Origin of the sequence: Pseudoalteromonas sp. T1lg24 (assembly GCF_002964745.1) — a bacterium.
GTDB classification, from domain to species: Bacteria; Pseudomonadota; Gammaproteobacteria; order Enterobacterales; family Alteromonadaceae; genus Pseudoalteromonas; species Pseudoalteromonas spongiae.
This window is the reverse complement of record NZ_PQCB01000016.1, coordinates 546234-571560: the sequence shown is the minus strand read 5'-3', so window position 1 is coordinate 571560 and position 25327 is coordinate 546234. Positions and strand designations below refer to the sequence as shown.

Annotated in this window: 20 protein-coding genes; 8 read left to right on the top strand and 12 right to left on the bottom strand. The window is 42.0% G+C overall.

What is annotated here, in order from left to right; translation table 11 throughout:
• Positions 1-142 precede the first annotated feature (142 nt).
• Positions 143-2170, bottom strand: a complete 2028-nt coding sequence (gene metG, locus C2M30_RS10025; protein ID WP_105171530.1) for a methionine--tRNA ligase — start codon at positions 2168-2170, stop codon at positions 143-145.
• Between the two features lie 173 nt (positions 2171-2343).
• On the opposite strand from metG, the gene apbC reads away from it, so the two are divergent.
• Both apbC and dcd read left to right on the top strand, forming a co-directional pair.
• A complete protein-coding gene (apbC, locus tag C2M30_RS10020) occupies positions 2344-3456 on the top strand; it encodes an iron-sulfur cluster carrier protein ApbC (RefSeq protein ID WP_105171658.1) in 1113 nt (370 codons plus the stop codon).
• A gap of 2 nt (positions 3457-3458) precedes the next feature.
• Entirely contained in the window at positions 3459-4049 is a 591-nt protein-coding gene (gene dcd / locus C2M30_RS10015; RefSeq protein ID WP_010560300.1) for a dCTP deaminase, read from the top strand.
• Here dcd and C2M30_RS10010 read toward each other — a convergent pair.
• On the bottom strand, positions 4046-4639 hold the full coding sequence (locus C2M30_RS10010; protein WP_105171529.1) for a tRNA-uridine aminocarboxypropyltransferase: 594 nt from the start codon (positions 4637-4639) through the stop codon (positions 4046-4048). The two genes, dcd and C2M30_RS10010, sit on opposite strands and share 4 nt — an antisense overlap.
• A gap of 196 nt (positions 4640-4835) precedes the next feature.
• Here C2M30_RS10010 and C2M30_RS10005 point away from each other — a divergent pair, with 196 nt between their 5' ends.
• Positions 4836-5177 carry an Hpt domain-containing protein gene (locus C2M30_RS10005; RefSeq protein WP_010560298.1) on the top strand — a complete coding sequence of 114 codons (342 nt, stop codon included), beginning with the start codon at positions 4836-4838 and terminating at the stop codon, positions 5175-5177.
• 194 nt (positions 5178-5371) lie between these two features.
• A complete protein-coding gene (locus tag C2M30_RS10000) occupies positions 5372-6589 on the top strand; it encodes a pyridoxal phosphate-dependent aminotransferase (protein WP_199775880.1) in 1218 nt (405 codons plus the stop codon).
• Here the strand turns inward: C2M30_RS10000 and C2M30_RS09995 are convergent.
• The 7 genes from C2M30_RS09995 to C2M30_RS09965 all read right to left on the bottom strand — a co-directional run bounded on the left by C2M30_RS09995 (position 6570) and on the right by C2M30_RS09965 (position 13029).
• A complete protein-coding gene (locus tag C2M30_RS09995; RefSeq protein WP_105171528.1) occupies positions 6570-7253 on the bottom strand; it encodes a M15 family metallopeptidase in 684 nt (227 codons plus the stop codon). The genes C2M30_RS10000 and C2M30_RS09995 overlap by 20 nt on opposite strands.
• Positions 7241-8374, bottom strand: a complete 1134-nt coding sequence (gene dapE / locus C2M30_RS09990; protein WP_105171527.1) for a succinyl-diaminopimelate desuccinylase — start codon at positions 8372-8374, stop codon at positions 7241-7243. Before dapE ends, C2M30_RS09995 begins: the two co-directional genes overlap by 13 nt.
• Complete coding sequence (locus C2M30_RS09985) at positions 8371-8715, bottom strand: ArsC family reductase (RefSeq protein WP_105171526.1); 345 nt, start codon at positions 8713-8715, stop codon at positions 8371-8373. The genes dapE and C2M30_RS09985 overlap by 4 nt, the downstream gene beginning before the upstream one ends.
• Positions 8708-9220: a PTS glucose transporter subunit IIA gene (locus C2M30_RS09980; protein WP_105171525.1), complete on the bottom strand. Its 513-nt coding sequence runs from the start codon at positions 9218-9220 to the stop codon at positions 8708-8710. Before C2M30_RS09980 ends, C2M30_RS09985 begins: the two co-directional genes overlap by 8 nt.
• The gene (locus C2M30_RS09975; RefSeq protein ID WP_010560292.1) at positions 9220-9606 is read right to left on the bottom strand and encodes an ACT domain-containing protein; all 387 of its coding nucleotides are present in this window, start codon (positions 9604-9606) and stop codon (positions 9220-9222) included. Before C2M30_RS09975 ends, C2M30_RS09980 begins: the two co-directional genes overlap by 1 nt.
• A 79-nt stretch (positions 9607-9685) precedes the next feature.
• Complete coding sequence (gene pta, locus C2M30_RS09970; protein WP_010560291.1) at positions 9686-11833, bottom strand: phosphate acetyltransferase; 2148 nt, start codon at positions 11831-11833, stop codon at positions 9686-9688.
• Complete coding sequence (locus tag C2M30_RS09965; protein WP_105171524.1) at positions 11833-13029, bottom strand: acetate kinase; 1197 nt, start codon at positions 13027-13029, stop codon at positions 11833-11835. The genes pta and C2M30_RS09965 overlap by 1 nt, the downstream gene beginning before the upstream one ends.
• 139 nt (positions 13030-13168) lie before the next feature.
• Here C2M30_RS09965 and yfbV point away from each other — a divergent pair, with 139 nt between their 5' ends.
• Positions 13169-13615: a terminus macrodomain insulation protein YfbV gene (gene yfbV / locus C2M30_RS09960; RefSeq protein WP_054979437.1), complete on the top strand. Its 447-nt coding sequence runs from the start codon at positions 13169-13171 to the stop codon at positions 13613-13615.
• Between the two features lie 71 nt (positions 13616-13686).
• Here yfbV and rlmA read toward each other — a convergent pair whose 3' ends face one another.
• The 3 genes from rlmA to xthA all read right to left on the bottom strand — a co-directional run bounded on the left by rlmA (position 13687) and on the right by xthA (position 16077).
• Positions 13687-14496, bottom strand: coding sequence for a 23S rRNA (guanine(745)-N(1))-methyltransferase (gene rlmA / locus C2M30_RS09955; RefSeq protein ID WP_105171523.1), 810 nt, complete (start codon positions 14494-14496; stop codon positions 13687-13689).
• 138 nt (positions 14497-14634) lie between these two features.
• The gene (locus C2M30_RS09950) at positions 14635-15246 is read right to left on the bottom strand and encodes a hypothetical protein (RefSeq protein ID WP_234004709.1); all 612 of its coding nucleotides are present in this window, start codon (positions 15244-15246) and stop codon (positions 14635-14637) included.
• Between the two features lie 24 nt (positions 15247-15270).
• A complete protein-coding gene (xthA, locus tag C2M30_RS09945; protein WP_105171522.1) occupies positions 15271-16077 on the bottom strand; it encodes an exodeoxyribonuclease III in 807 nt (268 codons plus the stop codon).
• Between the two features lie 146 nt (positions 16078-16223).
• On the opposite strand from xthA, the gene recC reads away from it, so the two are divergent.
• From recC to recD, 3 genes are read left to right on the top strand one after another with little or no spacing between them, the layout of a single operon-like run.
• Positions 16224-19505: an exodeoxyribonuclease V subunit gamma gene (recC, locus tag C2M30_RS09940; RefSeq protein WP_105171521.1), complete on the top strand. Its 3282-nt coding sequence runs from the start codon at positions 16224-16226 to the stop codon at positions 19503-19505.
• Positions 19492-23061, top strand: a complete 3570-nt coding sequence (recB, locus tag C2M30_RS09935; protein WP_105171520.1) for an exodeoxyribonuclease V subunit beta — start codon at positions 19492-19494, stop codon at positions 23059-23061. The genes recC and recB overlap by 14 nt, the downstream gene beginning before the upstream one ends.
• Positions 23054-24868, top strand: coding sequence for an exodeoxyribonuclease V subunit alpha (gene recD, locus C2M30_RS09930; RefSeq protein WP_105171519.1), 1815 nt, complete (start codon positions 23054-23056; stop codon positions 24866-24868). The genes recB and recD overlap by 8 nt, the downstream gene beginning before the upstream one ends.
• The last annotated feature ends 459 nt before the right edge of the window (positions 24869-25327 follow it).

Below are 25327 nucleotides of genomic sequence, written 5' to 3'. Positions count from 1 at the left end.
ACCGCCAGTCGGCGGTTTTTTTATGTGTGTATTTTCTACCAATTTACTTGAATAGCTGTTCATGCTAGCGCGTAAATATTTTGCTAACAGCGTTTGAATTTATTCAGCGCTATTTCTGAACACATACTCAACACAATTGCTATTACATTACACGCATACCCGGCTCTGAACCGTCATCTGGGTTTAAGATGTAAATCTCTTTACCACCAGGGCCTGCAGCAAGCACCATACCTTCAGACATACCAAAGCGCATCTTACGTGGTTTAAGGTTTGCAACCATAACTGTAAGCTTACCTTCAATATCTTCAGGTTGATAAGCTGACTTAATGCCTGCAAATACTTGGCGTGTTTCACCACCTAAATCAAGTGTAAGCTTTAATAATTTATCTGCGCCTTCGACGTGCTCTGCTTTTGCAATTTTAGCAACGCGTAGGTCAACCTTCGCAAAGTCGTTAAACTCAATTTCGTCAGCAATTGGCTCTTTTGCCAGTGGGCTATTTGGGTCAATTGCTGGTTTTGTTGGTGCAAGGCTTTCTTTTGATTCTTCAAGCATAGCGTTAACTTTATCCATTTCTACACGTTGCATAAGCGCTTTAAACTTACTAATTTCATGACCAGTTAGTGCTGTATTAATGCTCTGCCATGTCAGTTCTGTGTTCAAGAACGTTTCTACTTGCTCGGCCATTGCTGGAAGCACAGGCTTTAAGTAAGTCATTAATAACTTGAATAAGTTAATACCCATTGAACACACAAGGTGCGCTTCGTTTTGGGTCTCTTCGTTCTTAATTAACACCCACGGTGCTTTAGCATCAATATATTGGTTTGCTTTATCCGCTAACGCCATAATCTCACGAATGGCACGGCTGTACTCACGGTTTTCAAACGAAGCTGCAATGCTTTCTTGTGCGTTTACAAACTCAGCAAGTAATTCAGGCTCTGCAATATCAGTGCTTAACTTGCCATCAAATTTCTTGGTGATAAAGCCAGCGCAACGGCTCGCAATATTCACTACTTTACCGACCAAGTCAGAGTTAACGCGCTGAGCAAAATCTTCAAGGTTTAAATCTAAATCAGTAATACCCGAATTTAGCTTCGCCGCGAAGTAGTAACGTAAGTACTCAGGGTTGTTAATGTGATCTAGGTATGTACGCGCTTTAATAAAGGTGCCTTTTGATTTAGACATTTTAGCGCCATTTACCGTTACAAAGCCGTGAGCAAATACATTATTTGGCTTTCTAAAACCTGCACCTTCTAACATCGCAGGCCAAAACAGGCTGTGGAAATAGACAATGTCTTTACCAATAAAGTGATATAGCTCGGCATCTGAATCGGTTGACCAAAATGCGTCGAAATCTAGACCAGATTTATCACATAAGTTTTTAAAGCTTGCCATGTAACCAATTGGCGCATCTAACCATACGTAGAAGTATTTACCTGGTGCACCAGGAATTTCGAAACCAAAATACGGTGCATCACGGCTGATATCCCACTGTTGTAGGCCATCTTCAAACCACTCGTTTAGTTTGTTTGCCATTTCGCCTTGAATTGCGCCTGAGGTTAACCACGATTTCAACATGTCTTCAAATGCTGGTAAATCGAAGAAGTAATGCTCAGAATCCTTTAATACTGGTGTTGAACCAGACATCACAGACTTTGGTGCTTCCAATTCAGTTGGGCTGTAAGTTGCGCCACATGCGTCACAGCTGTCGCCATTTTGGTCTTCTGCTTTACAGCGAGGGCACGTGCCTGTTACGAAACGATCTGGTAAGAAAATACCTTTTTCTTCGTCAAATAGCTGCGAAATAGTACGCTTTTTAATATAGCCGCCATCATTTAGACGGTTATAAATTAATTCAGAAAACTGCTTGTTTTCCTCTGAGTGGGTGCTGTGGTAATTATCAAATTTAATATGAAAGTCAGCAAAGTCGCGCTGGCGCTCAACACTTACATTCGCCACCATTTCTTCTGGTGTAATACCTTGTTTTTGCGCGTTTAGCATGATCGGCGTACCGTGCGCATCATCGGCACATACATAATACGTTTCGTGACCACGTAATTTCTGGAAGCGCGACCAGATATCCGTTTGAATATACTCAAGTAAATGGCCTAAGTGAGTCGGGCCATTTGCATAAGGCAATGCACTTGTAATTAAGATTTTTCTTTGCGACATATCGTTTACCGTAAACTAGTGTGGTGACAACACCATTAAAATACCCAACGGGTAACACCTAACTTGTGAAAGCGAATATTAAACAGTACAACAAGCTAAGTTTAAAACTGGAGTTAAGGTCAGGAATATTACATAATTCCAGCGCGTATTTCATTAGCCAAATGAAGATTTACATGTTTAATATTAAAAATCTTTTCCGAGGGTCCAAAGCAGCCGAAAAAGCGCTGAAAAAACCACAAAATTCCGACTTATTTGAGCAAATAAACAGTTTGCTCGGCGATTATCGCTCGGACGTCTTTCCTGTGGGGTTACAACAAGCGTGTAGTTTAGTCTCGGTGGATGATGTTGACGGTGTTAAAGTTGCTCTAACGCTTCATTTTGCTGCCACGACAGAGCAGCCTGCAATCGCCGCGTTTCTTTCAGAACAACTGCAAAAACCGGTGCACGTGAGTGTGCAGGTGCAATTGCTCGAGCCTTTTCGCCATAGCACGATTAAACATATTATTTTAGTTGCCAGTGGCAAAGGTGGTGTCGGTAAATCAACCAGTGCCGTTAATTTGGCCCACGCGTTAAAGCAAAATGGTGCAGCGGTCGGGGTGCTAGATGCCGATATTTATGGCCCATCTATTCCGTTATTGCTTGGCCTTGCAGACCAAAAACCGCAAGCGAAAGACGATAAGACTTTACTACCTATGAGTAAAAATGGGCTTGCAGCACAATCAATAGGCTTTTTGCTAGGCAAAGAGGATGCGACGGTGTGGCGGGGTCCTATGGCATCCACAGCGCTGATGCAGTTACTAAACGAAACCGCGTGGCCTGAACTTGATTATTTAATTGTGGATATGCCACCGGGTACGGGAGATATTCAGCTCACCATGTCGCAAAAAATTCCCGCAAGTGGCGCTGTGATTGTTACGACACCACAAGATTTAGCGCTTGCTGATGCCAATAAAGGCATCGACATGTTTAATAAAGTTAAAGTGCCGATTTTAGGTTTGCTTGAAAATATGAGTTACTTTCACTGTCAACATTGTAATGGTATCAACCACGTATTTGGTGAAGACGGTGGTAAAGCACTTGCCCAGCGTATTGATGTACCATTACTTGGCCAAGTGCCGCTGGCCCATGCCATTCGCGAAAGTGGCGAAGCAGGTGAGTTTATTTCACATAATGCTGACAAGGCGCTCGTTGCCATTTATAATCGAGCGGCAAAACTTATTGCTAGTCATTTGTTTTATCAAGGAAGTGGCAGCAATCCCGTCGAAATTATTATAACGGACGATTAACTATGCGATTATGCGATACCCATATAAAAGAGTATCTAAACGCGGGTAAAATTAGCATTGATCCTGCACCAAAAGATGACATGATTTCCGGTGTGACGGTCGATTTACGATTAGGCAACAAATTTCGTGTATTTCAGGATCATAAAGCACCCTATGTTGATTTAAGTGGTCCAAAAGAGTTGGTGTCTGCGGCAATGGAATCGATTATGAGCGATGAAATTGTGCTAGAAGAGGGAGAAGCATTCTTCCTACACCCAGGTGAACTTGCCCTTGCTATTACATATGAAAGTGTCACTTTGCCTGACGATATCGTAGGTTGGTTAGATGGCCGTTCGTCACTTGCGCGCTTAGGCTTAATGGTTCACGTAACCGCTCACCGAATTGATCCAGGTTGGTCGGGTAATATCGTTCTTGAGTTTTATAACTCAGGCAAATTGCCATTAGCCCTTCGTCCGTATATGAAAATAGGGGCGCTGAGTTTTGAAACCATGTCTGGTCCGGCAGAGAACCCTTATAACCGCCGTAAAGACGCAAAATACAAAGGCCAATCAGGCGCTGTGGCTAGCCGTATTAGTGACGACAGCCAGTCTTAATCGTTTTGTTTGTAGCGTGCCCGTACTTCTGCGGGCATGTGCTTAAATTGATTTTCCATCATCGCCTCTAAAGCCGTGTAAGCGGGTTCCATCGCTAGTTTTTCCGTTAAGTTAAGCGCGTAAGCAATTGCCTCTAAGCTCGATAAGCTATCCATACGGTTGGCTTTACGAATATGATACCGATTTTCCGGTAGCTGGCTAAAACTCACCTGTTTAAACTGACTCAAAATATCCAGACTAAAAAACAGTTTATTCGCTTTTTTCCAGGTACCATCAAGCACGATTAAATGGGTAAGGTGTGAAGCGGTATTGTTGTCTTCGAGTGGCTCAGCATCTTCTGTCGGGTACAAAAGGGCACTGGAATTTTGTGGCAGTTCTTTAAGTGCGTCAAAATCTTCAGGTGTTTCACCGACTAAAACCGTAATATTTGAATAAATTAACTCGGCCAATCGCACTGTATTCTTTGCGTTTTTCTCTTCGCCTTTATGTTGCAACACAATGATGTTAGTGCGATTAGAAAGGGTTTTAACGTGTGCACATATGCAATCAGTTTTAACAAAGTGGCATGTATTACAAGTGGGGCGGGCCATAGATGTGTAGTTTCGTCGTTAAAATGAGTAGTTTAATAGTCCGTGTTACTTCATTCAAGCACGCCGATTGATGCGTTAAATAAAAACTATATATTGTGCTAAATATAGGAACTAACAGTTAATTTTTAAATCGGAATAGAAAAGTGGCGCATCTTGGTTTAATGTTAAAGTAAGTTAAATACTTTAATAGCTTACTATGAGTGAAATAGACGTAAACATTAATTCAGATGCACTGTTTGCTATGCAAGATCTGTTGCAAGATCAATTCTTACCTACCTTAGAATTCTGTCTGACAGAATTTGACCGCCTTTATCAAGATCTTGAAAACGATTTTGACAGTAATTTAACTGAGGCAACACGACATGCCCATAGTTTAAAATCAAATGCGGCGCAATTTGGTGCAGACTCGCTTGCGCAAATCGCGAGACAACTCGAACACGCGCTTAACGAGTCAAATATGGCTCTGGCCAGCGAATTAAAAACGACTTTGCCCGCGCATATTTCTGCTACTAAAGACGCAATAAATAGACTGGTTTAATTATTTTATTCCATTAGTGTGTTTATCCTTTCGCTTTTAATGCAAATGCGATAGCCTGTGGCTTGAGCACGCGTTAGCTTTCAATTGATATATGCTTTTATCGGACTTATGTAACGACATAAGTCCGTTGCGCGTTTGGTTGTTATAAAAATAGAGCGTTTAAGGTAAACGCAAAAAATTGTATTTGGGGACGTTTGGCAGTGTTTAAAAAAAGCGATAAGTTACAAGGGGTTTGTTACGACATTCGTGGGCCAGTTTTAAAAATGGCACGCGAAATGGAAGATCAAGGGGAACAGGTATTAAAGTTAAATATTGGTAACCCTGCCGCCTTTGGCTTTGACATGCCAGAAGATATGTTAAAAGACATTATTCGAAATATGAGCGCCGCACAGGGTTATTGTGACTCAAAAGGCTTATATTCGGCCCGCGTTTCTATTTATCAATACTACCAAAATAAACAGTTTTCTAATTTATCAATCGATAATATTTTCATTGGTAATGGCGTTAGTGAGCTTATTCAAATGGCAACTCAAGCTTTGCTTAACAGCCAAGATGAAGTACTGATCCCAGCGCCTGATTATCCACTTTGGACGGCATCGGTTAAGCTAGCTGGTGGTAACCCAGTGCACTATTTGTGTGATGAAGAGCAAGACTGGTTTCCTGATATCAATGATATTAAAAGTAAAATTACGTCAAATACCAAAGCAATAGTGCTGATTAACCCAAATAACCCAACGGGCGCTGTTTACGACAAAGCATTGCTTAATGATCTGTTAGGTTTAGCAAGAGAGCACAATTTACTGGTATTTAGTGACGAGATTTACGAAAAAATCATCTACGACAATACGCCATACACCTCGATTGCAAGCCTGTGTGACGATGTACCAATTATTACCTTTAATGGGTTAGCAAAAACCTATCGCGCAGCGGGTCTTCGCATGGGTTGGATGGTACTGAGTGGTAAAGTTTCATTGTTAGATGAGTATATGCAAGGGCTCGAAATGCTTGCATCAATGCGTTTGTGTGCAAACGTACCTGCACAATATGCCATTCAACAAGCATTAGGTGGTGTGCAATCAATCGACGATCTGATTTTGCCAGGCGGCAGATTGTATCAGCAGCGTAATATGACATATGAAGGCTTAAACGCCATTGATGGCGTTTCGTGTGTAAAACCAAAGGGCGCACTGTATGCGTTTGCTAAGTTTGATCGTAAGCGCTTTAATGTCGATGATGACGAAAAGCTGATCTTAGACTTACTTAAGCAAGAGCGCACTTTATTAGTGCATGGACGCGCGTTTAATTGGCCGGATCCAGATCACTTCAGGCTTGTGTTTTTGCCACATCCAGACCAATTAACTCCTGCGATAGAGGGAATACAGCGCTTCTTTGCTAATTACCAGCAGTGCTAATATTGCTGACATACTGAGGGTAAATTGTATCGAGTTGGTCAACTAAACTTGGCCAACCTGCCACATTTGAGTTTATCAGTAGCTTTTCAAGCAATTCTTTAGAGTGGATATTGCTGTAATATTGCGCGCGGCTGATATGACTAATATGCCACGGTTCCTTTGCAACGCCCCCATTAAACTGCTTATAGGGTAAGAAAAATCCATACGTTTCAGCGTGTTGTTCAAGCCACTTTGCAAGTTCAAAAAACGGTCCACCCGACGCATACTCTTGTTGGCTAAGCGCCAATTGATAATCATCATCTACCTTATTTGCGTCAAACACGTCCAGGTCGGTGCCAAAGTGATGTCGACTTGCCCCAGGAATCGCACTAAACACCATGATTGCTTGGCATTTGTCTTGCTCGTTTAAGTGAGTTAAATCTACTGGCTGGTCGTTGATATCAAACACAGGTCTGATTTGGTTAAACTTATTGTTCCAAATAAGGCTTTGCCTTTCAAAATCACGAAAGCTAGAGGCAAGAGAAAGAGTAATATTGCATTTGCTTGCTGCAACTTGCATTTGCTTAAGGTCGCGTACAATCGATTGCTCAACTAAGCGACCGTGATAATCGCATAAATGCGCTTGCGTAAGACCAAGCGCTGCCTGTTCATCTAGGTTAAACATTTAACTAAAATGGCCTCATACACATCAGCAAGGATCTCAAGATCGCGTGCGTTTACACATTCATTAACTTTATGAATGGTTGCATTGATAGGACCCAGTTCAACCACTTGTGCGCCTGTTTGTGCAATAAAACGCCCGTCAGATGTACCACCTGTGGTTTCAACCGATGTATCAATATGCTGTACATCTTTAATGGCTGCTACGGTTGCTTCAAGTAGTGGACCTTCATCGGTTAAAAAAGGCAGTCCGTTGTAAACCCAGCGAATATCATATTCAAGTCCGTGATGGTCTAAAATCGCGACTGTACGCGCAGTGAGCTCATCAGCGGTTACTTCAGTGCTGTAACGAAAGTTAAACTGCACTTCAACGCTGCCAGGGATCACATTACCTGCACCAGTACCACCGTTTATATTTGAGATTTGAAAACTGGTGGCTGGGAAGTACTCGTTGCCGTTATCCCATTGCGTATTTGCCAGTTCGTCCAATGCGGGGGCAGCTAAATGAATTGGATTTTTTGCAAGATGCGGGTAGGCGACATGGCCTTGCACACCTTTGACAGTAACAAACCCAGTCAATGAACCGCGACGACCATTTTTAACTACATCGCCTAAGGTATGGCTAGATGAAGGTTCGCCCACTAAGCACATATCAATTTTTTCGTTACGGGCTTCTAATACGTCAATCACCTTAGTCGTGCCATTAATAAACGGGCCTTCTTCGTCTGAGGTAATTAAAAAGGCGATACTTCCTTTATGATTTGGGTGCTTTTTAACAAAACGCTCAGTGGCAAGCAGCATAGCGGCAAGCGAGCCTTTCATATCAGCGGCGCCGCGACCGTGAATATAGCCGTCGAGTAAATTACCCGAAAATGGTGGTTGATGCCATGCATCTGTTGGCCCAGTTGGTACCACGTCGGTGTGACCTGCAAAACAGAATAACGGGGCCTCAGTGCCTTTGCGCGCCCACATGTTTAATGTGTCGGTAAAAAATAAAGACTCAATATTAAACCCGAGCGGCGTTAGCAGCTCGGCCATTAAATCTTGGCAGCCAGCATCATCGGGTGTCACTGAGGGCTTTTGAATAAGCGCTTGGGTAAGGCTTACTACATTGTAATCACTCATGAGAAAATACTTTGGTATTGATCTGCTTTAAAGCCTAAATGGAATTCGCCATTTTTTTCTAAAATAGGGCGCTTAATCATGGCTGGTTGCTCGACTAATAGTGCTACCGCGGACTCGGCGTTAAGATTCTCTTTAGTTGCATCATCGAGCTGGCGGTAGGTCGTGCCACGCTTATTCAATACTTGTTGCCAATCTAGCTGTTGGCAAAAGTTATTTACCATCTCTGAGCTTACACCGTCTTTGCGGTAGTCGTGAAAAGTGTATTCAATGTTGTTTTGTTCAAGCCACTTTTTTGCTTTTTTAATTGTGTCGCAGTTTGGAATGCCAAAAAGTTTAATCATGATTAATTCGTTTTGTTAGTTTAAATAAAATATCGTTTGCGGCGGTTACGCGGCTCGCTTGATAATAACATTTATCAAGCACCTTGCTTAAGCGATCGGGTTCAAGCAGTAAAATACTCGCGAAAACACTGTGATGTTGTTTACGAAAATCAAAGCTAGCGACAAGTTGCCCAGCAGAAACCAAATCGCCAACCTTTAGGTGTTGTTTGAAGCCTGTCATTGGTAGAGATTGTTCATCTAGATTGACGAGCACTAGCAATTTAAGGCCTTGCTTTGATTTAAAGACAAACTCTAAACCACCTTGATTGACTGAGAGCAGAGTGCCTGAAAACGGCGCGAAAAGCTGATAATTGCTGATTTCTAGTTCAACCCCTAATCCCAACAATTGATTGCGTACTAATGGGTTTGCGGCGTTGCTTTGGCTTATCACCCGACCGGAAAATGGTGCGTGAATAGCGAGGGCTGCATGTTTAACGCTGTAAAAATCTTGTTTTAACACGCGCATTAGCTATCAACCACTTTATAGCCTGCTTTTGATAAGTGAGTTGCGGCGTCATTAATTAATGATTTCTTCACCAAAATATAATCGGTATCAAATGTTGAGATTGCGAAAATGGAAATCTTTGCACTTGCCAGTACGCCCGAAATATTAGAAAGAATACCAGTCATAGAAAACCCAAGAGGGCCTAAAACCTCAAGCGCTGCCCAATCTTCTTCTTGCTCGTTTGAATCAAGCTTTACATGAGACGGGCATACAACCGAGAGCTCATCATAGGTGCGCGCAATAAAAAACACCTTGCTTTGATAAACGGCAGGTGGAATAGGTGTGTCTACGTCAAAACTGTGAATCGTAAAGGTTTCTTGCATTACGGCTAACGTTTGTTGAGACATATTACTCCCAAAAATCCTTGTGGTTTATAGCCTTACAATATCAAAAAAAATATCATCTGTAAGGCTATTTTCAACCTGATCAGCGGCTTTCTTGCGTTGCTTGTATCGCAGTTAATGCAATGGTGTAAACAATGTCGTCTACCAAGGCGCCACGCGATAGATCGTTTACCGGCTTGCGCATACCTTGCAGCATTGGACCGATAGAAATCAGGTCAGCGCTTCGTTGTACAGCTTTGTATGTTGTATTACCTGTGTTGAGGTCTGGGAATACAAACACCGTTGCTTTACCGGCAACTTTACTGTCCGGTGCTTTTTTCTTCGCTACGCTTTCCATAATTGCAGCGTCGTATTGCAGTGGACCATCAATTAATAGATCAGGGCGCTTTGCCTGAGCAAGTTCGGTAGCTAAACGTACTTTTTCAACGTCATCACCGGTACCTGATGTACCTGTGCTGTAGCTAATCATCGCAACGCGTGGTTCAATGCCAAATGCGGCTGCGCTATCAGCCGATTGAATGGCGATATCGGCTAATTGCTCTGCTGTTGGATCAGGGTTAATTGCACAGTCGCCGTAAACCAATACTTGATCAGGTAAAAGCATGAAGAACACGGATGATACCAGTGAGCTATTTGGCGCTGTTTTAATCAACTGTAGCGGCGGACGAATTGTATTGGCTGTGGTGTGTACCGCGCCCGAAACAAGGCCATCCACTTTATTCTCTGCAAGCATCATAGTGCCTAACACGACGTTATCTTGCAGTTGTTCTTCGGCAATAACTTCCGTTAAGCCTTTGTGTTTACGTAGCTCAACCATAGGCGCAATGTAGTTTTGTCGTACAATGCTCGGATCTTGAATTTCAACGTTATCGTTTAGCTGTACACCTTGTTGCTCAGCAATACGTTCAATTTCTTCACGGTCACCAAGTAAAACGGTACGGGCAATGTTACGCTCGCCGCAAATTGCCGCAGCTTTAATTGTGCGCGGTTCGTTGCCTTCAGGTAAGACAATGGTTTTTTGCGCTGAGCGTGCAGTAGATGACAGCAAATGACGAAACGCTGGTGGAGACATTTTACGATTTAGCGCAACGCCCTGCGTCAGTGATTCTAACCAGTCTTTATCGATATGGCGTGCATTATGGTCTTTTACTTTTTCGATACGTTGTTCATCGTCTACTGGTACTTCAAGATTAAAGCTTTGTAGTAGAATCGAGGTGCGCCAAGTGTCATTTTCTGTACAAATAATTGGCAGGCCAGTATCAAACGCTTGTTCGCAGAGTTTTAAAATGCGTTCTTCAGGTTTAAAGCCACCGGTTAGCAGTACCGCCCCAATTTTTGTACCATTCATTGCGGACAAACAAGCTGCAACTAACACATCCGAGCGATCACCCGGCGTTACTAATAATGCACCCGGTGAAAAGTGGTTAAGAATATTTGATACGGTACGTGCACAGAATGTAACGCTTCTTAAACGACGATGCTCGATATCACCGTAATTTAAAATTTCGGCGTTGAGGTGCTTGGCTAAGTCCATTACGCGCGGCGCAACTAAATCTTGGTACCAAGGTACCGAACCCAATAGCTTAAACGGTTTTTTACGAAATAGTGGCAGCGATGCAATGCGATTAAGCTCAATTTGCAAGCTTTCATCATTACTTGGCTCGATAAAGTCAGTGCGAATATTACCTTCTTCATCGAGTGGTGCATTTACTTTATTGAAAATACAACCTAGTACGCGAGGGTGTTCAACGCCACCGTATAAACTTGCTGCAAGCTCAATACGGTCTTCAATTTCGTCTACGTCATCGTTACTTGGCGTTAAAACGAATACAATGTGCGCACCAAGGGTTTGTGCAATTTCACGGTTTACGCGGCCAACATAAGGTTGCTTGCGTGTCGGTACCATACCTTCAATAATCGCAACATCATCTTTGCCAACATGTTTTTCAAAACGGCCGACAATTTCTTCAAGTAAAACTTCAGTTTTACCGTCGCCAATCATTTGCTCTGCGGTATGTAAATCGATTGATTTCGCAGGGTTAATGGTTGAGCCAATTTTAACGATTTCGGTAGATAACTCTGGCCCGGTTTTTTTTCCGCGAGGCTGAGAAATAGGTTTAAAAAAGTTAACTTTTACCGATTTTTTTTCAAGGGCACGTACTAAGCCCACAGAAACCGAGGTAAGGCCAACGCCCGTTGATACGGGAATAAGCATAATACGATGTGACATTAGCGTGCCTCCACAAGCTTATGCGCATCCATCGCGATAACCCATTCTTCGTTGGTTGGCACAACAAGCACTTTTGCACCTAATGGGTTTGACGCGATTATGCCGCTGTTACCAAAGCGTGCTGCAAGGTTGGCATCGTTATCAAGTTCAAAGGCAAAATAAGCCAGTAATTGAATGACTTTTTCACGAATAAGCGATGAGTTTTCGCCAATGCCACCGGTAAAAGCAATGGCATCAAGCTGACCTAATGGTACAACGTATGACGCGATGTACTTAGCAAGGCGGTAACAAAACACATCAAGAGCAAGCTTAGCTTGTACGTGATTTTGTTCGGCTGCTTCTTCAATTTCTCGGCAATCGCTCGAAAGTTCGCTTAAGCCAAGTAAGCCACTTTGTTTATTTAGTAATGCGTCGATTTGGCTGTTTGAATAGTCAAGTGTGGTTGATAGATAGTTGTAAAGACCTGCGTCTAAATCGCCTGAACGCGTACCCATGACAAGGCCTTCAAGCGGTGTTAAACCCATACTGGTATCAACGCTTTTGCCGTTTTTAACCGCTGTAACAGAGCAGCCATTGCCTAAGTGCGCAGTAATAATCGCACTTTGTTCTATTGGCTTATTAATTAATTTAGCAGCTTCATTAGCAACAAAGAAGTGGCTCGTGCCGTGGAAACCGTAACGGCGTACCCCGTGCTCTTTGTATAGCGAAAGCGGTAGCGCATATAAGTACGCTTGCTTTTCCATTGTTTGGTGGAATGCCGTATCAAATACTGCAACTTGCGGTAAGTTTGCAAATGCCGATTGTGCTGCGCGAATACCCATTAAATTAGCTGGATTGTGAAGTGGTGCGAGGGCAACATTACTTTCGATGCTATTTAATACAGCGCTATCAATGATAACAGAGCCGGTAAATGCTTCACCGCCATGAACGACACGGTGTCCTACCGCAATTAAGCTGCTACTTAAGTTTTGCTGTTTAATTAGATTAACGATTTCTGCAATGGCAGTGTCGTGCTGTGCCCCTTTTGGTAATTCGATTTTATGCTTTTCACCGTTAAGTTTGTAACTTAGCGATGCATTATCAAGTGATAAACACTCGGCTAAACCCGTTAGGCTTGCTGCGCCAGTTGTGGCATCGATAATGGCAAATTTTAAACTTGAACTTCCACAATTTAATACGAGCACATTGTGCGACATAGTTAATGGTTTCCTTAAATAGATTTTTCGGCAGTCATTTCAGACTATGGTATACTTGACTTTATTAGTTGCAATTTTACCCTAAAATTTACTTTTTCGTTAGGTAATTCTAGAAACTCAATGCAATTTCGAGGTGGTAATGCAAAAATCGATGTTAGCGCAAATTTCTGATGGGCATCACTACAGCAAAACATGGCCGTTGGAGCCTAAATTAGGCGCTGTATTTTTGGAGTTTCGTGTCATAAAGGCAACTAAGCTTGCCATTAAAGTTGTGCCTTTGCTTGCGGTGTTAAGCGTGTTTGTGCAGGTAAACTTTTTAAGTCTTGAATATTTACCGCAAGCGTTAACCTTTTCTTTATTTTTGTTGTCAATGCCAGTGCAAGGTTTGTATTGGTTAGGCAAGCGTGCCAATACGTTGCTACCGCCTCAAGAAGCGGTGTGGTTTCGCGAGGTTTACGGCAAAATGACTGAGCACGGGGTCGAGCCGCCAGTATCAATTACCAAACCGCGTTACGGCGATTTGGCATATCTGCTTAAAGAGGTGTACGACAAAATGGATAATGCGTTTAAACGCGATCTTTTTTAAATACCCTATGAAAACAAAAAGTATCAGGGCTTTAGCTGATACTTTTTGCTTTCGAGAAATGCCTTGTAAGATTAAGCATTGCCTTTGTTAAACACACTTACATAAAACGACAGAGTCACTGTAAAAGGTGTTTTCTCGCTGAGAGAGTGCCAATGCTCCGGGCGGAATTTCCACGCAAATGGTGTCATTTTAATTAATTCAGTTAACGCATCGAGCTCTAAACTAACTACTTCGGTATGTAATGTATGGCTTTGAAGGCTAAAGCCAGCCGGCGCTTCAACTGCTTGATGTGGCCTTACTTCGTTATAAATAATCGATTTTAACTCAGTTAAGTGGTTATCACCTGGGCTTGCAACAATTAGTGTGCCGTTGTCGTTTACAAGGCGATTTAATTCATCGCTAAACAGTGGTGAAAATACACTGGTTACAATATCAAACGCCGCGTCGTTAAATGGTGCATTCGACGATGAAGCAACACTAAAATGGCAGTTTTTAAAGCGCTTAGCAGCATATTTAACCGCAGGTTTTGAAATGTCGAGCCCATAAGTCGTTGCGACATTCTCACATTCATCAAATTTGTGGGTATAAAAACCTTCGCCACAACCAACATCTAGCAACGTGCTGTTACTCGCCAGTGTTTCAATCTGCTGGCAAATTGCGTCGCGTAAAAAATTATAGTGACCACGGGCTAAAAACGCGCGTCGTGCCATAACCATTTCTTTGTTATCGCCCGGATCTTTACTTTTTTTGTTTTGCACGGGCAGCAGGTTGATATAACCTTCTTTGGCTTTATCAAAACTGTGGTTATTGGCGCAAATTAAACGATGTGTGTCATCGGTAAGTGGCGTCTGGCACATAGGGCAAAAATAAAGTTGAGACATTTAAATCTGGTTACACGATAAATAATCGCATGATTATAACCTTAAACCACCAGCAGATACGAGATTAGTGCACCATAAACTCGGCTCTTTCAAAATATGTGGTTTAGCGCGCTAAATACTCGTTGTCGTAAAAGGTTCTTACCCAATGAGGGCGATAAATATTAACACCGTCATTGCCATGCCGTTGATGGTGGCTTCTGGAAACCAGATAAGGCTTGCTAAAAAAGTGTAATTATCAAGTAATGTTTGCCAATCATAGTGGCCAGAAAAATAATGATAGCCTGTCATTAAGCCAATATGAAACACGGCGGTAAGGCCAGCGCCTAAAAAGCTATTAACAAAGATATAAACAAATAAATGGCGAGTAATGTATTGGTAGCACAATAAAAACAGTGCGTAGCTAAACAAAATAGGCAAAAGCGAGGTAAATAGGACATAGCTGCCAATTTGCTCAAACGGTACTAAACCAAGGCCTAACTGTAAACTATGGCTAAGCGCTGCAGTGAGAATTGCAAGGCGAGGACCAAGCGTTAACGTTACACCAGTCAGCGCTAAAACGTGAATATCAAGACCGGGATAAAGCCCAGCCTTGAGCGACCAAAAGCCAACTAACATTAGGCTGATGGCGAGCACGCTTCGCTGCACAACTTGATTTGATAATAGAATATGACGCGTGGTCGCATTCAGTGATTTAATCACTGCAATTGTAAATAACAACAAACAGGTTAATTCAGCTAAATCAAATTGCACAGGGTTACCTACCAATTGACTCGGTTAAATATCAAATGTTGCCCAAATTGGCGCGTGATCTGATGGCTTTTCAATGCCGCGCAGCTCGTAATCAATATCTGATTCGATGCACTTTGCAGCAAGCGCTTTGGTTGCTAGTACAACATCAATACGCAGACCGCGGTTATCATCAAACCCTTTAGAACGGTAGTCAAACCACGAGTACTTTTCTGTGGCGTCTGGCGTTAATGCTCTGAAGGTATCAACAAATCCCCAATCGAGTAGGCGAGCAAGCCATTCACGTTCTTCTGGTTGGAATGAACATTTACCGGTTTTTAGCCAGCGTTTACGATTAGGCTCACCAATACCGATGTCTAAATCGAGCGGTGAAATATTAATATCACCCATTACGATAATTTGCTCTTCAGGATCATGACTTGCCAAATAAGTCATTAAATCGACATAGAACTGACGTTTGTATGGGAATTTAGTTTCGTGGGCAATGTTGTCACCCTGCGGGAAGTAGCCGTTTAAAATTTTAACCGGATTACCGTTTTTATCTGCTACTGTCGCAATAATCATGCGTTTTTGCGATTCTTCAGTATCGGTCGGAAAGCCTTTTTCAATTGCGATTGGCGCTTGTTTAGTAAGAACCGCCACGCCGTAATGGGCTTTTTGACCATGAAATGCAACGTGATATCCCATCGCTTCAACATCTTCGATAGGGAAAGCTTCATCATGTACTTTAATTTCTTGAAGGCCAATTACGTCAGGCTGATGCTTGTCGATAACCGCTTGTAGTTGATGCAAACGAGCACGTAAGCCGTTTATATTAAAACTGATAACTTTCATTGTTCACCTTGTTATCCACATCTGAGATTAGTGCGCACTAGTCTAACAAAAAACAAGCGTGTCACGTTAGCTTTTTACTCTTTCATAGTCAGCCGCTTTTATTTAAATTAATATAAGGTAAACCAATTAGTTAGTTTGTTCTTAAAATGCTGCATATTATTCAATCAAACCGTATGGAAGCGCTTCAGCTTCACTTATCTCAGTCGCTGATGCACAGCCCCAATCCGAGCATTTTTAATAAAGAACAAGTGTTGGTGCAATCACCCGGTATGGCGCAGTGGCTAAAGGTGTTGATTGCCGAGCAACATGGTGTCACAGGGCAAATCGATTATGTGTTGCCTTCAAGTTATATTTGGCGTTTGTATCAAAACTTATTGTCAGATGTGCCACAAGAATCCTCATTTAACAAAAATAATATGGCGTGGAAGCTATTTAATATTTTGCCTAATTGTTTAGAACAAGCGGAATTTGCACTGTTAAAACAGTACTTGGTGGATACGCAAACTGCGCTCGATAACGATACGCGATTATTTAGTTTGTGCGAAAAAATTGCCGATGCGTTTGACCAATATTTAATGTATCGACCAGCTTGGCTAGAGAGCTGGCAGCAGGGTGACGACGAACTTGCCGATGTCGATATATCAATTGCACCGTGGCAGCCCATATTATGGCGAAAACTAGTTGAGCATACGCAAACACTTGGGCAAAACCCATATCACCGTGCGAATCTGCATCAAGATTTAATTGCATCTCTAAACCAAAATGCAATTAATTTATTTCATCAAAATTTATACATATTTGGCTTGTCAGCCATTCCCAGTCAGCAACTTGAAGTGTTTCAGGCATTAGCCGAGCACATTGATGTGTACATTTATTTATGTAACCCGAGTAAACATTACTGGGGCGATGTAGTTGATGAAAAAACCAAAGCGAAAATTATTGCCAATTATGACGTTAAACCAAATATTGATGCCGAAGGCGAGGATTATTACATTGTAGGTAATCCACTTTTGGCATCATGGGGTAAACTAGGGCGCGAATATTTAGAGCAGCTGGTGGAATTAGATGCACAGTGGACCGATATATTTATTGAAGCGTTTGATGAGAATTTACTGGGTCAATTACAACAGGAAATTTTTGAATTAGCGTTTAAAGGCGTGCCGCTTGCTAGTGACCCAACTTGGTTTGTATCAGATGAGGGCAAGTTAACTTATAGTGAAAACAAAGGCTATTCGTCGTTTCAGTTTGCGCGCTGCCATAATGCACTTAGAGAAGTAGAAGCGCTGCACGACCATTTGTTGAACTTATTTAGTGCTGACGATAGCTTATCACCGCGCGATATTATCGTGATGATGCCCGATTCCGGCCAGTACAGCCCATATATTGAAGCGGTATTTGGCAGTGCAAAAGACAACCGTTACATTCCATTTGCGATTTCTGACTTAGGTGTTGAGCAAGAAAAACCAATCGTAAACAGCTTTATTAAACTTGCCGATTTAGGCGCTTGCCGTTTTTATGTATCTGATATTCTGGACTTATTACAAGTTGACGAAATCTCAGCAAAGTTTGAAATTTCGAGCGAAGAACTCAATCAAATTGGTTATTGGTTAGAGCAGGTTAATATTCGCTGGGGCATTGATGGCGAACATAAAGGCGAATTTAACCAACCGAAAATTGCCATTAACAGTTGGCGACAGGGGTTATCGCGCTTAATACTGGGGTTTGCCAGCAAAGACGAAAACACCGAATTTAACCAGTTATTTGCAGCCGATCAGGTTGAAGGTATGGCGGTTGAAACGCTGGCTAAATTAATTCGCTTTTTTGATGCACTTGAACAAACACAAAAAGAGTTAAAATCCAGTGGCAACTTAGCTGAAAAAGTAAAGCAGTTGCAACAACTTACAATGCGCTTTTACGCAAGTGATATAAGCCAAAATAACGACTTAGGCTTTGTACAAAAGGCACTCGAACACGTTTTACAGCACTTTGAAAACAATGATCATACTGGCGCGGTATCACAAGTGCTAATGGTGCATATTCTCAAGCAGCAACTGATGCAAAAAGGGGTTGGCCAGCGCTTTTTTATGGGCCAGGTAAATTTTTGTACTTTAATGCCTATGCGTGCAGTGCCCTTTAAAGTGGTTTGTATTTTAGGCTTAAATGATGGTGATTATCCGCGCACTGTGCAGCCTCTGGGATTTGATTTACTTCAGCACAGCAAACCACAAAAAGGTGACCGTTCACGTAAAATGGACGACCGTTACTTGTTTTTAGAAGCAATTTTAAGTGCCCGTGAACATGTGTATTTAAGCTATATCGGTAATTCGTGTGTGGATAATTCGGAGCGTTTACCGAGTGTTTTAGTCAGTGAACTAACAGACTATTTATCCCGTGTGTTTGAGCACGATAAAGGTAAACTAATTGAATCGTTAACGGTTAGCCATTACTTGCAGCCGTTTAATCCTGCGTATTATCAACAATCGCACCTGCAAAGCTATAACCCGATTTGGTTACCAAAACCAACGCCAGCAACGGGTCAAAACGAACCGTTAGTTGCAGATATCGACACACAGGTTGATTTATCGCTGTTTATTCAGCAATTACTTGCACCACAGCAATCGTTTTATCGCTCCACCATTGGTGCACGATTAGGTGACTATCAATTTAATAATCAAGATGACGAAACTTTTGCCTTAGACGGTTTAACGCGTTACCGCTATTTGCAAGAAATTATCGAGCGCGATTATCTAAGTAATGCCCCTAATTTAGCGGCAATTATTGCAAGGGGCGATTTACCGCAAGGAGCGGGTGCCGAACTCGCGTTCGATAACATGGTGAATACTGCAGAGCCTTTGTTGATGGAGTTAAAACGCCATCAGATTATTACAGGTGATGAAACACCTATTGAGCCAAAACGTGTAGATTTGTCACTATCAATGCTGAAAATAAGTGGTGCATTAAAGCCAGTATCGTTGGCGACGCAATATTTGTATCGTCCTACAGCTAAATTAAAAGCAAAAGATAAAATTGCCGGGTATTTATATCACCTAGCGGGCTCAGCCTGTGGTGATGTAAATAGCACCGTGTTTTTATCCCTTGATGGCTATATTGAATACCAGCAACTGAACCAAGACGAGGCATTAAGTCAGCTTGAAAAATGGGGCGAGCTGTACCTCTGTATGTTTACTCGGCCGTTGCCATTGTTTGCGACGACTGGATTTAGCTATTTACAAAAACGCGATTTTGCCGCGGCAGAAAACACATTCTCAGGTGCTTCGTTTGTTGGTCAAAACGAATTGAGCGACCCGTATATTGCACTTGATTTTACCTCCCTAGAAAGTGTCGCTGACGAGTTTATTGAATTAACTGAAACCTATCTTGCACCGATAGACGCCATTATTACGGAGCATAAATATGCAAAATCTTAAACCTATGGCGATGCCGCTGTGCGGCGTAAACTTAATTGAGGCAAGCGCGGGTACCGGTAAAACGTATACCATCACAGCACTATATTTACGGTTACTACTTGGCTTTACTCAAGAGGGCAAACGTACAACGCCGCTCAGTATTGAACAGATTTTAGTTGTAACGTTTACCGAAGCGGCCACCGCGGAAATTAAAGACAGGGTAAGGCAGCGTTTAATTACCTTGCGTGACACACTGCTGGGTAAAGAAACCAATGATCAGGTAGTTAACGAGTTAGTAAGCCAAATAGATGATAGCCACAGTGCGTTTTATCAAATCGACAGTGCAGTTAAATCGCTCGATGATGCCGCCATTTTTACGATTCATGGTTTTTGTCAACGTATGCTTAAACAACATGCGTTTGAATCAGGAATGGCGTTTAATTTGCAATTTATTATGGATCAGAGTGAACTGCTTGAGACCGCGATTAAAGATTTTTGGCGTCAGTTCGTTTTTCCACTTGAAAAGCAAAGCTACGCGGCGGTAACCAGCTGTTTTTCATCACCGGATGTATTGCTTAAAAATTTATTTGGATTATTGAGCCGCACAGGCGTTGAAATTACGCCGCATTATACCTTTGAGCAAGCGCTTTCGTTACAAAATGCCCTTTATGAGACTACAAGTACGCTTAAACAGCAGATCTTAGCGCAAGAGTTTATCGGCTTTATTGAAAACACGCCGTTTAAAAAATCAAAGCCCATCGCGAGCAGCAAAAACTTAGGATTATTAAATGCCTATTGCCAAAGTGATGAGGTCATTTTTGAAGGCGCATCAAAACGTTCGTTTGAGATCTGGGGTGAGCAAGCATTTGCAGATAAAGGCAATTATTTAAAAGATAAACCTCCGGTTAGCCATCAACTTGCAACCTTATTTGATGAAGCGGCAACGCTAAAAGCACAGGCCGAAGCAGCATTGCCAGTGTCGATTTTAATTAGTGCGTATCACTACCTTGTTGATTGGTTACTCAGTGAAAAACAAAAGCATCAGCTGATTAATCCGGATGATTTATTACAAAATTTAAGTTTAGCGCTTGAAACTAACACAAGTGGTGAGCTGGCGAATGCAATTTTAAGTCAGTACCCGGTTGCACTAATCGATGAATTCCAAGATACCGATCCTATTCAATACGGTATATTCGCCAATATTTATTTAAACAATAAAAGCGTATCACATAACGACAACGCATTGATTATGATTGGCGATCCTAAGCAAGCTATTTATGGGTTTCGCGGCGCTGATATTTTTACCTACATTGACGCCAAGCGCCAAGTACCGTTAGAAAGTCATTACACTCTGGATACTAACTATCGCTCATCGCAGCAAATTGTTGATGGTGTAAACAGTATTTTCGCTAACAAAGACGATAGTTTTATTTTTAATAAAGACATTCCATTTGGCAAAGTAAAGGCGTTTGGTAAAAGCAGCGAGTCGGGATTATTTGTTAATGAAGAAAGTAAGTCAGGTATTCATTTTTTAGTATTCGATGAACTTGATGACACTGTGGCAAAAGGACAAGGGGATAATCACCTTGCCAACATTTGCGCCTCGCAAATTGCCGAGCTATTAATTGATGCCGCGGCGGGACGTGCCAAATTGGAAGGTGACGCGTTAAAAGCAAACGATATTGCGGTACTCGTCAGGGATCGCAACCAAGCAAATTCAATTAAAAGCGCTCTTTATAAATGTGGCGTTGCCAGTGTGTTTTTATCGCGCGATAGTGTGTTTGAAACGCCACTCGCGAGTCATTTATTGACCTTTCTTTCTGCGCTTATTACCCCCTACAATGAAGCGATTTTTCGCGGCGTTTTAGTGGGGCCGCTGTTTGCGCTAAATTATTCACAAGTGCATGAATTAACGCAAAATACCAATGCATGGGAAGAAACCTTAGAACACTTTGCCGAGCTAAAATTGTTGCTACAACAAAAAGGTGTAATGGCGGTAATTGAATCACTGGTCGAGTTAAATGCGCTTCCGAGTCGTTGGCAGCAAAAAGGCTGGGATGTACCACGCTTGCTAACGGATATTCGGCATTTGGGTGAATTATTACAGCAAAAACAACTGGCGCTGAACAGTTATCATCGTTTGCTGCACTGGCTCTATGACCAAATTACTAAATTCGCGGCAGAAGGTTCGCAACTGCGTCTAGAAACCGATCAACAACTGGTGAACATTGTAACCATGCATGGCTCAAAAGGACTGGAATATCCTGTTGTGTATATGCCGTTTGTTGCAAGCTTTAGAGAAAATAACGATGCGGTTTATCATAAAGACGATGGCACACTTATTTATGATTTAGCGCCCGACGATGACGCGAAAGCGCTGGCAAGTAAAGAAAGTCTTGCTGAGGACTTACGCCTTTTATATGTTGCCCTAACGCGCGCGGTACATTATTTAGTGGTGGGCTTATACAACTGTAAAGATGGTCGCAGTAAAACACCAGGTATTGCAAAAACGCCTTTAGGGCATTTGCTACTTGATAAAGATGATATTGATACGGGACATGACTGGTATAACCAATTGCGCGGATTTTGCGATAGCCATAGTGGTTTAAGCGCGTCACTTTATAGTGCACCAGAATCGCCGGTAGTGTTACCTCAAGCAGCCACCACGTTTGATCAATTATTGGTTAAGCAAAAAACGAAAAGCGTACCAAATAAATGGCGACTTTCGAGCTTTTCATCGTTAACTAAGTCTTCTCATGGCGATAGCAGCTCATTTGATTACAAACAAGGTGCCAATGATGAAATGCATTTACTCGATTGGCAGGAGAGCACTACTGCAATCGTACAAAATGAGTTTAGTTTTCCAAAAGGCGCCAATGCCGGTAGTTGCTTACACGCCATTATGGAAGAAATTGATTTTAACGCTGCTGAACAGCCAGTTTTTGAGCAAAAAGAACCGCTTGCAGATGTGGTGGAAAAGCAGTTACTCGCATACCAAATAGATGATGGTTGGCAGGAGGTTGTTGAAAACTGGATTAAACAGTTATTAGCTAAGCCATTAGCGCCACTTGCCATATCGATGGAACAGCTAGATATGACTCAGTGCCTAATCGAAATGGAGTTTATGCTGCCAGTAAACGAATTAGTGACCCGGAAACTTAACGATATTTTGTTAACACAGAGTCGCGATCATTTTACACCGCTTACAAGCGCTACCATAAGCGGCATGCTGAAAGGGTTTATCGATTTAATCTTTTGTTTTGATGGCCGTTACTATGTGCTCGATTATAAGTCGAATTATTTAGGTGATAGCGGTGAGGACTACAATCAAGACAATATGGAAACGGTGATGAGTTCACATCACTACCATTTGCAATATTTACTCTACACGGTAGCGTTACACCGTTTGTTAAAACAACGTATTGCTAATTACGACATTCACACCCATTTAGGGGGCAGCCTTTACTTATTTATGCGCGGTATGCCAACGGGTAATGGCGTGTATTACAAAGCACCCGATGTTGAGCAAGTGCTTGCATTAGATAGCTTATTTGATAAGGGGACATTCAATGCGTGAACTACTTATTGAATATGACAAAATCGATCAGTTTGACATTAATCTGGCGAGCATATTAGTACCAGATAGCGATTCTAAAGTATTTTACCTAGTCTTGTTATTAAGCCGTGCAGTGCGCTCTCAGCACTCATGTTTACCGCTTGAAAGCATTGATAAAGACGACCCGTTTAATCTTGCTCTTACTGAATATGGTAAAAAGCAGTCGCCATTTACAAGTGATGATGACTTTAGTGCGCTTTTGCAGGCACACCACAGCGTAGGGGAGCAACAGCCACTTCGTTTGTTTGCAAAACACCTGTATTTTGCTCGCTATGATGATTATGAGCGTGAATTTGTAGAGGCGGTAAAGACGAGAAATGCACTTTCCACTAACCTCGATTTAACTGAGTTGGGTAATTTGCTGTCGCATTATTTTAAAGACTCAGGGGCCCTTGATTGGCAAAAAGTGGCCTGCGCCGTAGCCTGCTTAAAACGTTTTTGTATTATTTCTGGTGGACCGGGCACTGGTAAAACCACCACAGTGACTAAATTGTTGGCAATTCTACAGTCGCTCTACAGCAAGGTGCCGCTAAAAGTGCAACTTGTTGCACCAACGGGCAAAGCAGCGGCGAGATTGAGTGAATCGATTGCCGGTGCAAAGCAACACTTGAATATTGATTCGCAAATTGCAAAGCATATTCCAGACACAGCGCAAACCTTGCACCGTTTGTTGGGCGTGATCCATTTATCTAACAAGTTTCGCCACAATCGACAAAACCCGCTCGACGTGGACTTAGTGATTTTAGATGAAGCCTCGATGGTTGATTTAGCCATGTTAGCTAAACTATTTGATGCATTACCAAGTCATGCGCGGGTTATTTTATTAGGTGATAAAGACCAATTATCATCGGTTGATACGGGTAATGTACTGTCAGATTTATGTCGCCCATTAACGTTAGGTGTCGATCATAATTACACACCAGAGACGGCAAAAGCCCTTGCGCAGCTACTTAATATGCCAATGAATGCGGCAAAACCAACCTCTTATGAGCTCAATGATAACCTTGCTTATTTGCAAGTTAGCCACCGTTTTAAAACCGACAGCGGCATAGGGCGATTGGCAAAAGCGGTTAATAGCAATGATTTGAATGCCCTGAATGAGGTATATCACTCAAACAGCGCAGATTTGATGTTTAGTTCGCTTGAAACTGATTTTAAGGGATTTATTGACCGCGCAGCCGGCCACTACAGTGTTTACCTTAAAGCAATACGCAATGGCGATAGCATTCGCGATGTTCATTTAGCGTTTGCAAACTACCAAATCCTGTGTGCAACGCGTGTTGGGCCGTATGGTACCAACGAGCTCAATATGAAAATCGAAAAACAGCTTGGCCAGCAGCAGTTAATTAAACGCACCGGTAATTTTTATATTGGTATGCCAATTATGATCAATGAAAACAATTACCAGCTCAATTTATTTAACGGTGATATTGGCATTATCATCGAAGACGAAAACGGTCGATTAATGGCGAGCTTTATTGACGATCAAGGTGCTGAACGCGTGATTTCAACAACTCGTTTACCACAATTCGATACTGTTTATGCAATGACAATTCATAAATCGCAAGGCTCTGAATTTAAACATGTTGCTATGTTACTACCGGTTAATTCACCGGTACTTAATCGACAGTTGGTATACACCGGCATTACGCGTGCGAAAGAATCGTTTGAATTGGTATCGTTAGCGGGAGGCTTAGAGCGCGCCATGGCACGCACCGTATCGCGATACTCTGGTCTGTATGCGCGTTTTCAACGTAATGAACGCTAGATAGAAAAAGCGCACAAAAGATAACTAGGCTTTAACTCGAACTGGCGACTTATGATCTAACTTTTTTGATAGTAAGTCGCTAACAGCAAGGTTAGCGGTAAATATCGTTTAAAGTTTTATCTGATAGGTCGATAGCAAGTTAGGAGCGAGGGTAAAAAGGAACGCGAAGGCACATTAAAACTTGGTAACGATTATGCATAATCTAACTAAGTGTGCCAAACAGGTATGTTGGTATAACACCGATACTACTATGGGGGTTCTATTATGATTAGTCGTGAATATTGTAAAGCATTAGAGTTAAAAGTTTTTAAAACGTCTAAACAGGTACGCAGTTTAAAAGGGCAATTGTTCTTTTTTCGATTACTTTCAATGGTATTCATGATGTTGTTTATTATTGGCAACATTAATTAGCAAAACGAATATGACATTAATACTCGGGTTAATGGTTTGAGTTTTCGT